We start from the raw sequence: 13136 nt of genomic DNA, 5'->3' as shown, positions 1-13136 counted from the left end.
CTCCAGATGGAATGCGATCCCTGGAGCGAGCCTGCTCGCGAAGGCGTCAGTGGGAATACCGCATCCCTGTCAGTAAGTGACAAAAACCGTCACTCACCACTCAGTCCATTCCTCACCATTCGCCATATCGTTATTCATTAACGGTATTTAATTTCCTATTCTTATAGCTATAAAGTCACCCCCTGCGTACCTGCCGACCAATCGGCGCGCCGCACGACCTGAACCAACACGCAATCCAGCGTGAGTGTCTGATCGACGAGCGCGCCCGTGAGCGTGCCGTGCGTGGGAGATGGAAAGATGTCCGCAGCTACTGCTTCCCCAAGCGCCGCGACCGCCGCGCCGCAATCCTTTGAAATCCGTCCGTTCAGCGGTGCCGTCGGCGCCGAAATCATTGGCCTCGACCTCTCTCGGCCGGTCAATGATCAGGACTTTGCGCGCATCCACCGCGCGCACCTGGATCACCACGTCGTGGTGTTCCGCGACCAGCAAATCACCCCGCAACAGCAAATCGACTTCAGCCGCCGCTTCGGCGTGTTGCAGATCCATGTGCTCAAGCAGTTCCTGCTGGCCAACCACCCGGAAATCCTCATCGTTTCCAACATCATCGAAAACGGCCAGAACATCGGCCTCGGTGATGCTGGCAAGTTCTGGCACTCCGATCTTTCTTATAAAGAGCTGCCAAGCCTCGGCTCGATGCTCCACGCTCAGGAGTTGCCAGAGGAGGGCGGCGACACGCTGTTCGCCGACATGCACAAAGCCTGGGACAACTTGCCCGAAGCGTTGCGCAAAGCGGTCGAAGGCCGCAGTGCCGCGCACTCCTACACGGCGCGTTACAGCGAAACCAAATTCGAAGGCAACTGGCGCCCGACGCTGACCCCGGAGCAACTGGCTCAGGTCGCGGAAGTGGTGCACCCGGTGGTGCGCACGCACCCGGAAAACGGCCGCAAGGCGTTGTTCGTCAGCGAAGGTTTCACCACGCGCATCGTCGGCCTGCCGGAAGACGAGAGCCAGCAACTGCTGAGCGAGCTGTACGCCCACAGCGTGCTGCCGCAGAACATCTACCGCCATCAGTGGCAACCCCGCGATCTGGTGTTCTGGGATAACCGTTCGCTGATCCATCTCGCCGCCGGCTGCCCGGCGCACCTGCGCCGCAAGCTGTATCGCACGACCATCCAGGGCGACGCGCCTTTCTGATTCGCCGGAGATTGATCAAATCATGAACGCTCCCTTGCCAGGCCACGCGGCCAGCAACCCGATCGCCCGCAGCGAAGCGCTGCTGGCGGTCGATCACGTCAGCCTCGAATACCGCACGCCGCAACGCGTGGTGCGCGCCACCCACCAGGTCAGTTTTGAAATCGATCCAGCCGATCGCTACGTGCTGCTCGGCCCCTCCGGTTGCGGCAAATCCACCTTGCTCAAAGCGGTCGCCGGGTTCATTCAACCGTGCGAAGGCGAGATCCGTCTGCAAGGCCAGCGCGTCGACGCGCCGGGGCCGGACCGCATCGTGGTGTTTCAGGAGTTCGATCAACTGCCGCCGTGGAAAACTGTCAAACAGAACGTGATGTTTCCGCTGCTTGCATCGCGCACCCTGAAGAAAAAAGAAGCCGAAGAACGTGCGCTGCACTATCTGGAAAAGGTCGGCCTGGCGGCATTTGCCGATGCTTATCCGCACACTTTGTCTGGCGGCATGAAAGCGCGGGTGGCGATTGCCCGAGCGTTGGCGATGCAGCCGAAAATCCTCTTGATGGACGAACCGTTCGCCGCCCTCGATGCGCTGACCCGGCGCAAGATGCAGGAAGAATTGCTGCTGCTCTGGGAAGAGGTGCGCTTCACGCTGCTGTTCGTCACCCACTCGATTGAAGAGGCGTTGGTGGTCGGTAATCGCATCCTGCTGCTGTCGCCGCATCCCGGCCGAGTGCGCGCCGAAGTGCACAGCCATCAATACGATCTGCACAGCCTCGGTGGCGTGGCGTTTCAGGAATCGGCGCGGCGCATTCATCGTCTGCTGTTCGACGAAGGCCAGTCGCCGGAAACCGAGCGTGACCACGACTTCAACGATATTCGCATCGCCTATTGAGCGGCCAGGAGGACTACCCGATGAGCCATTCATCATCTGTGCGTGAAGAATTCGAAAGTGTGCTGGAGCCGCTGACCGAAGTGCCGGTCGAGCGCGAACTATCGCTTGGCACGCGATTGTGGCAGCAGGGCTGGTTGCGTAAAGGTCTGATCCTGATTGTGCTGGCGGTGCTGTGGGAAGTGGTCGCGCGGATTCAGAACAACGACCTTATGCTGCCGAGCTTTTTGCAGACCAGTCACGCGCTGTTCGAGGGGCTGCTCAGTGGTGAGTTGCTGGCCAAGGTGTGGATATCGTTGGTGGTGCTGATCAAGGGTTACCTGATCGGCATCGTTTTGGCGTTCGCCCTGACTACGTTGGCGGTATCGACGCAGTTAGGCCGTGATCTGTTGAGCACGATGACCTCGATGTTCAACCCGCTGCCGGCGATTGCCCTGCTGCCGCTGGCGCTGCTGTGGTTTGGCCTGGGACAGAACAGCCTGATTTTCGTGCTGGTGCATTCGGTGTTGTGGGCACTGGCGTTGAACACCTATGCCGGGTTCCTCGGTGTTTCCGAAACCCTGCGCATGGCGGGTCGCAATTACGGTTTGACGGGCTTGCGGCTGGTGCTGTTCATCCTGATCCCGGCGGCGTTGCCGTCGATTCTCGCCGGGTTGAAGATCGGCTGGGCGTTTGCCTGGCGCACGTTGATCGCCGCTGAATTGGTGTTTGGCGCGACCAGTGGCAAGGGTGGACTGGGTTGGTACATCTTCCAGAATCGTAATGAGCTGTACACCGACAAGGTGTTTGCCGGCTTGGCGGTGGTGATTCTGATCGGGTTGCTGGTGGAGAATCTGGTGTTCGACACGCTGGAGCGGGTGACCGTCAAGCGTTGGGGGATGCAGCGGTAATTTTTGGTGTGGCGGCTGGCCTCATCGCGAGCCTGCTCGCGAAGGCGTCTTTGAAGGCGCCGCCAAAGCTGAAGGATGTTTGCTAGCATTGCGCCCAGATCAATCCTGATCAGCCAAGAGTGCTCAGCATGCAGCTCCCGGACATGAACCTTCTGGTCGCCCTCGACGCCTTGCTCGACGAGGGCAGTGTGGTCGGCGCCGCACGGCGAATGAACCTCAGCCCGGCGGCCATGAGCCGCACCCTGACGCGAATCCGCGAAGCCATCGGTGATCCGATCCTCGTGCGTGCTGGACGTGGCTTGGTGCCGACACCCAAGGCGCTGGAGTTGCGCGAACAGGTGCGCGACGTGGTCGAGCAGGCCGCGCTGTTGTTCCGTTCCGCCGACACCGTAGAGTTGGGCACACTGCGCCGGCGCTTCAGCATTCGCGCCAATGACTTCTTCATCGGTGTCTATGGCGGCAAGCTGTTTGACACCCTCGATCAACTCGCGCCGCACTGCGAACTGCGCTTCGTCCCAGAGGGCGACGGCGATGATGAAGCCCTGCGTGAAGGGCGCATCGATCTGAGCGTCAGCAACACCCGGCCCGTCACCCCTGAAGTCAAAGTGCAAAACCTGTTTTCTACACACTTTGTCGGATTGGTGCGCGAAGATCATCCATTGCTCGACGGCGAAATCACCGCCGAGCGCTACGCCGGGTTTTCCCATATCAGCATGTCGCGACGCGGCATCGCGCGCGGCCCGATCGATACGGCGCTGAATGCGCTAGGCCTGGAGCGGCGCGTGGCGGTGATCGCGCCGAGTTTCCATGCGGCGATGTTTGCGCTGCCGGATTCCGACCTGATCTTGCCGGTGCCCAAAGAGGCGTTGCTCAGCGTGCGTCGCCTGGGTTTGAAGCTGCGCTCATTCGACCTGCCGATCCCGTTGCCGACGCTGATGCTGACCCAGGCCTGGCACCCGCGTTTCGACAAGGATCCCGCGCACCGCTGGCTGCGCGAAACCCTCAAGGCCTGTTGCGACGAAACGTGGCTGGCTGCCCAGCCTTGAAGATCAAAAGATCGCAGCCTTCGGCAGCTCTTACACTGGAATGCATATCCCTATAGGAGCTGCCGAAGGCTGCGATCTTTTGCTTTTAACAATTGCGTCTGACGCACTTATAAGCTGCCAATAAGTCAATTTTCGTCATTGCCAAGCCCGACTAAGATGCTCCGGTATTTTTCCCTCCGGAGTGAGTATTCATGACATCCCTGACGGCGGCAGCGCCCATCGCTGCGGCCAGCCCGGCGAAGGCGGCGACGCCACCGGTGTTCGGGGCGCGGATCATCATTGGCCTGGTCGGCGTGCTGCTGGCGGTGCTGGTGTCGGGCCTCAACGAGATGGTCACCAAGGTGGCCCTGGCCGACATCCGCGGCGCGCTGCACATCGGTTACGACGAAGGCACTTGGCTGGTGGCTAGTTACACCGCCACCTCAGTCGCGGCCATGGCCTTCGCACCGTGGTGTTCGGTGACCTTCTCGCTACGCCGCTTCACCCTCTGCGCGATCGGTCTGTTCACTCTGCTCGGCGTGCTGTGCCCGTTCGCACCCAATTACGAAAGTCTGCTGCTGATGCGCATCCTGCAAGGTCTGGCCGGCGGCGCATTGCCGCCGATGTTGATGACCGTCGCCCTGCGCTTTTTGCCAGCGAACATCAAACTCTATGGCCTGGCCGGCTACGCACTGACGGCGACATTCGGCCCCGGCCTCGGCACGCCGCTGGCCGGATTGTGGACCGAATACGTCGGCTGGCAGTGGACGTTCTGGCAAATCATCGTGCCTTGCCTGATCGCCATGGCGATGGTCGCGTGGGGCATTCCGCAGGACCCGCTGCGTTTGGAACGCCTCAAATCGTTCAACTGGAAAGGTCTGCTGCTGGGCTTTCCGGCGATCTGCATGTTGGTGATCGGTTTGCTGCAAGGCAATCGACTGGACTGGTTCGAGTCGAGCCTGATCTGTGGATTGCTCGGTGCCGGCTCGCTGCTGTTGGTGGCGTTTCTGATCAACGAATGGTCGCAGCCGATTCCGTTTTTCAAATTGCAGATGCTCGGTATCCGCAACCTTTCGTTCGCACTGATGACCCTGGCCGGCGTTTTGGTGGTGTTGTTGGCGGTAGTGCTGATTCCGTCGAGTTATCTGGCGCAGGTGCAGGGTTATCGTCCGGTGCAGACCGCGCCGATCATGCTGATCGCCGCGCTGCCGCAGTTGATCGCGCTGCCACTGGTGGCGGCGCTATGCAACCTGCGTTGGGTCGATTGCCGCTGGGTGCTCGGCATCGGTCTGAGCATGTTGGCACTGTCCTGTCTGGGTGGATCGCAGCTGACCTCGCAGTGGATTCGCGACGACTTCTACGTCCTGCAATGGCTGCAGATTTTCGGTCAGCCGATGGCGGTGCTGCCGCTGTTGATGCTTTCGACCGGCAGCATCACACCGCTGGACGGTCCCTTCGCATCGGCATGGTTCAACACCGTGAAAGGCCTGTCGGCCGTGGTCGCCACCGGGGTGATCGAGGCACTGACCACGTCGCGTCTGCATTTCCATTCGAGCATGTTGGTCGACAGCCTCGGCAATTCGCCGCTGGCCGATCGCAGCGATCCGGGCCTCGCCCATCGCCTGCACGAACAAGCCGTGGTGCTGACTTCTTCCGATCTCTACGTGTGCATGGCCGGCGTCGCGGTGGCGCTGATCCTGCTGATTTTCTGGCTGCCGACGCGGATCTATCCGCCGCGCGCGCCGACCTGATCGCTGTACTGAAACAGAAGGTTTTTATGACGACTCAAGCAAAGCAAAAACTCGCGGTGGCCATCGCCGCCGCACTGGCGGTCGGCGTGCTGGTTTACCTGGCGCTGCCCGGCGTGTTTGGCAAACGTACCCAGCAAAACACCAATGACGCTTTTGTCTCCGCCGACTACACGCTCGTTGTGCCGCGCGTGGCCGGGTTTATCAAGGAAGTCTTGGTGGAGGACAACCAGCAAGTGAAGGCCGGACAGTTGCTGGCGCTGATCGATGATCGCGATCTGCGCGCTTCAGCTGAGGCAGCGGACGCGCAAACCCTGGTGGCACGAGCGCAGTTGCAGAATGCCAAAGCGACGCTGGAACGCCAGACTTCGGTGATCGCCCAGGCGCAGGCCTCGGTGGTGTCGGCCAAGGCGGAAATGGCTTTCGCTCAGCAGGAGTTGAATCGCTACAACCACTTGGCGGGCGTTGGCGCCGGCACGGTGCAAAACGCGCAACAGGCGCGCACGCGCATCGATCAGGCCACTGCGCATCTCGACACCGCCACGGCGAAACTGGCGGCAGAGCGCAAGCAGGTCGACATTCTCACGGCTCAGCGGGATGCCGCCGAAGGCAGTCTGAAACACGCGCAAGCGGCGTTGGAAATCGCCAGTTTCGAACTCTCCTACACGCGTATCACGGCGCCGCAGGACGGCATGATCGGCGAGCGTGCGGTGCGCGTAGGTGCGTATGTGACGCCGGGCAGCAAACTGCTGGCGGTGGTGCCGTTGCAGCAGGCGTATGTAGTGGCGAATTTTCAGGAGACGCAACTGACCGATGTGCAGCCGGGGCAGGAGGTGCAGGTGCGTGTCGACAGCCTTGGCGGCGAAGCGTTGAGCGGTCGGGTCGAGAGTATTGCCCCGGCGACGGGCGTGACCTTTGCGGCGGTGAAACCGGATAACGCCACGGGCAACTTCACCAAGGTGGTGCAGCGGATTCCGGTGAAGATCATGCTGGAACCGGGTCAGCCATTGGCCGAGCGCTTGCGCGTGGGGATGTCGGTGGAGGCGAGTATTGATACCGCCAGCTCGGCGACGTTGGTGCGTGAGGTGACTCAGCGATGAGCCATGTTGATCGAACCGACGCCTTCGCGAGCAGGCTCGCTCCCACAGGGGCTGCGCATTCCAGAATGTGGGAGCGAGCCTGCTCGCGAAGAGGCCAGTGGCAGCAAATCACTCTGAGTGCCTTGCTCACAATGAGTCTCACCGCCTGCACCGTAGGCCCAGACTTCCAGAAGCCCGAAGCCCCACAAATCGCCGACTGGGCCAAACCCGCCAAGTCCGCCCCCAGCCAAGCCGTCAGCGAACCCCTCAACGAACGCTGGTGGGAAGTCTTCCACGACGCGCAACTCTCTGCACTCACTCAACGTGCGGTGAAGAGCAACCTCGACCTGCAACTGGCCAGCAGCCGCCTGCAACAAAGCCGCGCCGCTCGCCAGGTGATCACCGCTGACCGTTATCCTAGCACCGCCGCCACGGGCAGTTACGCGCGCAAGCGCAACAGCGGCGAAGGCCTGAACGATCCGTCCGGACACAACGGCGATTCCGCGTTCAACCTTTGGGACGCCGGTTTCTCCGCGTCATGGGAACTGGACTTCTGGGGCCGCGTGCGCCGCGAAACCGAAGCGGCCGACGCTAACCTTGAAGTCGCTGAGAACGACCGTCGCGGGGTGCTGTTGGCGGTGCTTGCCGACACCGCACAAAACTACATTCAACTGCGCGGCGTGCAGAACACCCGCGCCGTCACCGAGCAGAACCTCGATGTCGCGCGGCACAGCCTGAAACTCTCGCAACTGCGTCTGGCCGACGGCGTGGCGACCGATCTCGACGTCGCCGAAGCCGCCGCGCAAGTCGCGGCCATCGAATCGCGCTTGCCGGCGCTGGAACAACGTCAATCGCAGTTGATCAACGCGATAAGCCTGCTGATGGGCGAACCGCCACAGGCATTGGCCAAGGAGTTATCCACAGACGCCGCCGTGCCGCAGTCGCCGCTGCAAGTCGCCATCGGCCTGCCGTCGCAACTGGCCGAACGCCGCCCGGACATCCGCCAGGCCGAAGCGCGTCTGCACGCCGCCACTGCCAACATCGGCGTGGTCAAGGGCGATTTCTATCCGCGCATCACCTTGTCCGGCAACCTCGGCTCGCAAGCCATGCAACTCAGCGACTTTGGCTCGTGGGGCTCACGCGCGTTCGGCATCGGCCCGCAATTCAGCCTGCCGTTGTTCGACGGCGGACGTCTGCGTGGCGTGCTGCAATTGCGTGAAGCGCAGCAGCAGGAAGCGGCCATCGCCTACCAGCAGACGGTGTTGCGCGCCTGGCATGAAATCGACGATCAGTTGACCGCTTACAACGCCAGTCAGCGCCGCCGCGACAGCCTCGCCGAAGCCGTACGTCAGAATCAGATCGCCCTGCGTACTGCGCAACAGCAATACGTCGAAGGCGTGGTTGATTTCGTCAACGTCCTTACCGTGCAAAGTGCGTTGCTGGCGACGCAGGAGCAGTGGGTGGAAAGCTCCACTGGCGTGTCGCTGGCGATGGTCGGGTTGTACAAGGCATTGGGCGGCGGTTGGCAATCGGTGTATCCAGAGGCGAAAGTCGCCGTCGGGTTGCCGGGTGTCGTGAAAGCGCCAACCGGCATCGACGGTTCCGCCGTGGCTGACCTAAAGTGATGGGCAGGTTGGCGCGTCATACTCTCGTGGCGCTGCGGCGCGGCAAGAGGAAGCGATGGCGGTCAACAGAGTCACGCCAATGGGCGACACGCAAGATCCGTTTGCCGTGCCCGGTTCCTGGTTCGGCAGCCTGCGTTGGGTGCGCTGGGTAAAAAATCACTGGCTGTGGCCAATTCTCGCGCTGGCCGCGTTCGTGCGTTTTTATGATCTGACAGCGGCAGCGATCTGGGGCGATGAAGGTTCCAGTCTGCTGCTGGCGCGCTACTCACTGAGTGAAATCTGGCAGCACGCGGCATTCGATGTGCATCCGCCGCTGTATTTCATGCTGCTGCATGGCTGGGTCGAATTGTTCGGGGACGGCATTCTCGCGGTCCGCGCTCTCAGTGCGCTGGCCGGCATTACGGCGGTCGGGCTGGGCGTGTGGCTGGTGGATCGCCTGGCCACTCGCCGCGCCGCGTTCATCGCCGGATTGTTACTCGCACTGCTACCGACGGCGGTGCGCTACAGCCAGGAAGTGCGCATGTACGCGCTGCTCGGTGCGCTGCTGATTGCCGCAAGCCTGGCGCTGGTCTACTGGATCCGGCGCCCGCAACGCCAGCGCTATCTGGTGTATTACCTGCTGCTGATGAGCGCCGCGCTCTACACCCACTATTTCGCCGTGCTCGCGGCGCTGTGTCACTGGCTTTATCTGATCGCGATCCGCGTACAGCGCGGTTACCGGTTCCGGCATATCCAGCGCGGGAACTGGTGGCTGGCGAACCTGGCCATTGTCGTGCTGTATCTGCCCTGGTTACCCAAACTGCTCGACTTGATGCAGCACATGCAACAACTCGAAGTCGGCGGTGATGTCGGCTGGGAGCCAGCGGTGACGTTGGGGTCGTTGCCGTCGATGATCTGGTCATGGCTGATTCAGGACGATGGTGAGAGTCTGCCGCTGCTGGTCTTTGGCGCGCTGCCGTTGGCACTGCTGGTGCTGGCAGTTGTGGCCGTCATGCGCGATCGCAGTGTGTCGCGCGGCAGCATTCTGCTGGCGCTGTACACCGGTCTGCCGCTGTTGCTGGTGTTCGCGGTGTCGTTCATCACGCCGGTATTCATTGAGCGATATCTGACGGCATTTGCCCTCGGTTTACCGATGCTCGCGGCGTTGGCCATTGATCGTTTGTATAGCCGCGTTCGCATGCTTGCACTGGCGGTGCTGGTAGCGCTGGTCGGCGTGGAACTGGTCGGTGTGAGCAACAACGCCACGGTCGACACTCATGATCAACTCGACACGGTCGTGAAGTACGTCAACCAGCATTTCCTTCCCGGTGACCGCATCGTCACCAGCGACATGCTCTGGTATCTGAGCTACGTCTACTACGATCGCACCGGGGCGCAGGTGCGCCTCTTCACTCCACCGAACGCCGATGGCCAGTCGACGCGGCCAAATGAGTACGGGTTCGGCACGCTGGTAACGAGTGATGTCTATCTGAACAGCCTGACCGAGCTGCCCGCCGGAGGCCGGGTCTGGCTGGTCGGAACCGTCGACGAGCCACAAGAGTTCTCACCGCGACCCGCAACCTGGCGGGCCAGCGCTGAAGTCCATGCGGGCGGGATGCAAGCACGCTTGTTCGTGACCGAACCTGCGGGTGAATAGGCGGGTCATGACTTGCCGGACAAATCCGCCATGCCCTTGAGCAACTCGATCGGCAACGGGAAGACAATCGTCGAACTCTTGTCCCCGGCAATCGAACTCAAGGTTTGCATATAGCGCAACTGCATTGCCCCAGGCTGGCGACCGAGCATTTCCGCTGCCTGCATGAGTTTTTCCGAGGCTTGCAGTTCGCCTTCGGCGTGAATCACCTTGGCCCGACGTTCGCGCTCGGCTTCCGCCTGTTTGGCGATGGCGCGGACCATCGATTCGTTGAGATCGACATGCTTGATCTCGACGTTGGCAACCTTGATCCCCCAGGCGTCGGTCTGCGCATCGAGTACTTGCTGAATGTCGATGTTCAACTGCTCGCGTTCAGCCAGCAGTTCATCCAGTTCGTGTTTGCCGAGCACTGCACGCAAGGTGGTTTGTGCCAGTTGGCTGGTGGCCGACAGATAATCTTCAACCTGAATAATCGCCTTCTGCGGATCGAGCACGCGGAAATACAGCACAGCGTTGACCTTCACCGACACGTTGTCGCGGGTGATCACATCTTGCGGCGGCACATCGAGAACCACCGTGCGCAGGTCGACCCGAACCATTTGCTGGACCACCGGAATCAGCAGGATCAGGCCGGGACCTTTGACTTGCCAGAAGCGGCCAAGCTGAAACACCACGCCGCGCTCGTATTCACGCAAGATGCGAAACGTCGAACCGGCCAAGGCAATGACCAGTAACAGCAGCGCAACAAAACCGATTTGCAGACCCATGATCACTCTCCGAGCGGCGCCGCTTCAGTCGCGGCCACTTGCAGCAACAGTCCCTTGCGCCCGACCACGCGCACCGATTGCCCGGTTTGCAGCGGGGTGGCGCTGAGCACTTGCCAGCGTTCACCTTGCAGTTGCACCCAGCCGTTGCGCGCATCGCCCGGTTGCACCGTGGTGATCGCGGTCACGCTGCCGAGCAGGCCGGCGTCACCACTGACGGCGTGGCGCGGGCGGGTTTTCAGGGCGCGGATCAGCAGCGCGAGCAACAGCAGGGCACTGATAAGACCAAGGCCGATCATCATCGGCGCCGGCAATTCGGCGTTGCTCAGAATCAGCGCGCCGATGACGAACATGATGATTCCGGCCAAGCCGATCACCCCGTAATTGGGCAGCGCCGCTTCGGCGATCAGAAAGACGATGCCCAAGGTAATCAGCCACAAACCGGCCGGACTCATCGGTGGCAACGGGGGGTCGGCGGCGAGGGCTGAGCCACTGATCAGCAGGAGCAAGGCAAACGCACAACATCGGCTGTTCACGTGACCCTCCGCGAGCATCATGTCTGGTTCTTACAGTCTAGTTGAGGGTTGCAGTGGTTGAATTTTGATCAGTGTGAGGATGTGTCCAGTGAGCGGATTTCCCTGCATCGACGGCCCGCCGAACTAGACTCAAAAGCACGGCAACCACCGTTCAGCGCAACACCGAGGTGCATCATGCGTATGGCAAGAAAGGTGCAGAGCAGCCTGAACCGGGCGCACTGCGAATACGACATCGTCGCTCACCGTCACTCGTCCAGCAGCCTGGAAACCGCACGGGTCGCCGGGGTGCCCGCCGAGCGGGTGGCCAAATCGATCATCCTTGACGACCACCACGGTCACTACCTGATGGCCGTGCTGCCGGCCAGCCGTCACCTTGACCTGAGCAAAGTGCGCCTCAGTGGCGAATGGCAACTGACCCGCGAAAGCAATCTGGCGCACATCTTCGACGACTGCGAACGCGGCGCGGTGCCGCCGCTGGGCGACTCCTATGGCCTGGACATGGTTATCGACCCGTTGCTGACGCGGCAGAAGGATATTTATCTGGAGGCGGGCAACCACAACTACCTGCTGCACATGAGCATGCCCGAGTTTCTGAAAATGGTGCCGCATGCCGAGGTGCGGGAGTTGAGTGATTAGGCTTTGTGGCGCCGGCACTGACGCCTTCGCGAGCAGGCTCGCTCCCACAGGTTGATCACATTCCCCTGTGGGAGCGAGCCTGCTCGCGAATAATCTTCCAAACAGCCCATTTTTGAAGGAGTTGATCAATGGAAAGCCCAACGCACAGCTTGCCATCCCTGTTCAAACAACTCGGCCTTCCGGACGATCCGGTCAACATCGACAAATTCATCACCACCCATTCCCCGCTCAAACCCAACCTTCATTTGGCTGATGCGTTTTTCTGGACGAAGAGCCAAGCGGAGTTTTTGCGTGACGAGATTCTGGATGACGCCGACTGGGCGGAGGTAGTGGATCGGTTGGATGTGTTGTTGCGAAAGGGACGGGAAGGCTGACTGGACGCCCACCTCTTGTCATTCAATTGAGTGGAACGGTTGTTGAGGATCAAAAAATAGACCAAAATCACGACCTCAATTGAGGTCCTTTATTATGCAAAGCGTTCTGGCCGATATGGCTGTCAGTGTCTCAGAATTAAAGAAAAACCCTTCCGCAGTGCTGAGCGGTGCACATGGCGGCGCCGTGGCCGTTCTTAACCACAATCGCGTCATGGGCTATATGGTGCCAGCGGATGTGTACGAAGCAATGATGGAGCGACTCGATGATCTGGAGCTTGCTGAAATCGTTCGCGCCCGCAGCCATGAGACGCCAATTTCGGTAAGCCTGGATGACCTATAAGCTCGAATTTTTGCCATCCGCTCACAAAGAGTGGAACAAGTTGGGTCATACACTACGAGAACAATTCAAAAAGAAGCTGGGCGAGAGGTTGAAGCTGCCAAGGGTTTCTGCTGATGCTCTACACGGGATGCCGAACTGCTACAAAATCAAACTCAAGGCTTCCGGCTATCGCTTGGTTTATCAGGTGATCGATGAGCGCGTTGTTGTTTCGGTTGTCGCAGTCGGTAAGCGCGAGCGCAGCAGTGTTTACGAGAATGCAAAAAAGCGCTGAATAAGCTCTCAGCGCCAATTCCTACAGGCAAGCAGGCAATTTGTTTCAAAACTTGACTGAAATTCCCCTCCAATGCGATATTGATAGTTAGCAAACTAACAGTGTGCATTTCCCCGTGCCCGATTCCCTCGACGCTCTCCA

14 protein-coding genes are annotated in these 13136 nt (G+C 60.6%); 12 read left to right on the top strand and 2 right to left on the bottom strand.

Annotation, left to right across the window (positions count from 1 at the left end; all coding sequences use genetic code 11):
* Nucleotides 1-297: 297 nt before the first annotated feature.
* The 8 genes from ACOYXE_RS21765 (at nucleotide 298) to ACOYXE_RS21730 (ending at nucleotide 10077) form a co-directional block, all read left to right on the top strand.
* On the top strand, nucleotides 298-1194 hold the full coding sequence (locus ACOYXE_RS21765; protein WP_160054612.1) for a TauD/TfdA dioxygenase family protein: 897 nt from the start codon (nucleotides 298-300) through the stop codon (nucleotides 1192-1194).
* Between the two features lie 22 nt (nucleotides 1195-1216).
* The gene (locus ACOYXE_RS21760; protein WP_016985557.1) at nucleotides 1217-2077 is read left to right on the top strand and encodes an ABC transporter ATP-binding protein; all 861 of its coding nucleotides are present in this window, start codon (nucleotides 1217-1219) and stop codon (nucleotides 2075-2077) included.
* 20 nt (nucleotides 2078-2097) lie between these two features.
* The gene (locus ACOYXE_RS21755; protein ID WP_160054616.1) at nucleotides 2098-2964 is read left to right on the top strand and encodes an ABC transporter permease; all 867 of its coding nucleotides are present in this window, start codon (nucleotides 2098-2100) and stop codon (nucleotides 2962-2964) included.
* A gap of 128 nt (nucleotides 2965-3092) precedes the next feature.
* A complete protein-coding gene (locus ACOYXE_RS21750) occupies nucleotides 3093-4010 on the top strand; it encodes a LysR family transcriptional regulator (protein ID WP_025113444.1) in 918 nt (305 codons plus the stop codon).
* Nucleotides 4011-4201: 191 nt separating this feature from the next.
* A complete protein-coding gene (locus ACOYXE_RS21745) occupies nucleotides 4202-5740 on the top strand; it encodes an MFS transporter (protein WP_160054620.1) in 1539 nt (512 codons plus the stop codon).
* Nucleotides 5741-5766: 26 nt separating this feature from the next.
* Nucleotides 5767-6837 carry an HlyD family secretion protein gene (locus tag ACOYXE_RS21740; protein ID WP_160054622.1) on the top strand — a complete coding sequence of 357 codons (1071 nt, stop codon included), beginning with the start codon at nucleotides 5767-5769 and terminating at the stop codon, nucleotides 6835-6837.
* A complete protein-coding gene (locus ACOYXE_RS21735) occupies nucleotides 6834-8441 on the top strand; it encodes an efflux transporter outer membrane subunit (protein ID WP_460926593.1) in 1608 nt (535 codons plus the stop codon). The genes ACOYXE_RS21740 and ACOYXE_RS21735 overlap by 4 nt, the downstream gene beginning before the upstream one ends.
* Before the next feature lie 55 nt (nucleotides 8442-8496).
* On the top strand, nucleotides 8497-10077 hold the full coding sequence (locus ACOYXE_RS21730) for a glycosyltransferase family 39 protein (protein WP_405122551.1): 1581 nt from the start codon (nucleotides 8497-8499) through the stop codon (nucleotides 10075-10077).
* A 5-nt stretch (nucleotides 10078-10082) separates the two neighbouring features.
* Here the strand turns inward: ACOYXE_RS21730 and ACOYXE_RS21725 are convergent, their stop codons facing one another.
* Together ACOYXE_RS21725 and ACOYXE_RS21720 are read right to left on the bottom strand one after the other, a co-directional pair.
* Nucleotides 10083-10841 carry a slipin family protein gene (locus tag ACOYXE_RS21725; RefSeq protein ID WP_007917711.1) on the bottom strand — a complete coding sequence of 253 codons (759 nt, stop codon included), beginning with the start codon at nucleotides 10839-10841 and terminating at the stop codon, nucleotides 10083-10085.
* A 2-nt stretch (nucleotides 10842-10843) separates the two neighbouring features.
* On the bottom strand, nucleotides 10844-11374 hold the full coding sequence (locus tag ACOYXE_RS21720; protein WP_174244424.1) for an NfeD family protein: 531 nt from the start codon (nucleotides 11372-11374) through the stop codon (nucleotides 10844-10846).
* Nucleotides 11375-11548: 174 nt separating this feature from the next.
* Between ACOYXE_RS21720 and ACOYXE_RS21715 the strand changes: the two genes are divergently transcribed.
* The 4 genes from ACOYXE_RS21715 to ACOYXE_RS21700 all read left to right on the top strand — a co-directional run bounded on the left by ACOYXE_RS21715 (nucleotide 11549) and on the right by ACOYXE_RS21700 (nucleotide 12995).
* Nucleotides 11549-12010: an aminoacyl-tRNA deacylase gene (locus ACOYXE_RS21715; protein WP_064389062.1), complete on the top strand. Its 462-nt coding sequence runs from the start codon at nucleotides 11549-11551 to the stop codon at nucleotides 12008-12010.
* Nucleotides 12011-12138: 128 nt separating this feature from the next.
* Nucleotides 12139-12384, top strand: coding sequence for a DUF2789 domain-containing protein (locus ACOYXE_RS21710; protein ID WP_160054628.1), 246 nt, complete (start codon nucleotides 12139-12141; stop codon nucleotides 12382-12384).
* 94 nt (nucleotides 12385-12478) lie between these two features.
* Nucleotides 12479-12724, top strand: a complete 246-nt coding sequence (locus ACOYXE_RS21705; RefSeq protein ID WP_095122322.1) for a type II toxin-antitoxin system Phd/YefM family antitoxin — start codon at nucleotides 12479-12481, stop codon at nucleotides 12722-12724.
* Nucleotides 12714-12995, top strand: a complete 282-nt coding sequence (locus ACOYXE_RS21700; RefSeq protein WP_095122320.1) for a type II toxin-antitoxin system RelE family toxin — start codon at nucleotides 12714-12716, stop codon at nucleotides 12993-12995. Before ACOYXE_RS21705 ends, ACOYXE_RS21700 begins: the two co-directional genes overlap by 11 nt.
* Nucleotides 12996-13136 lie beyond the last annotated feature (141 nt).

It is taken from the genome of Pseudomonas sp. MC6 (assembly GCF_054790575.1).
The sequence above is the reverse complement of the archived record's forward strand: the minus strand, read 5'-3'. Positions and strand labels throughout refer to the sequence as shown.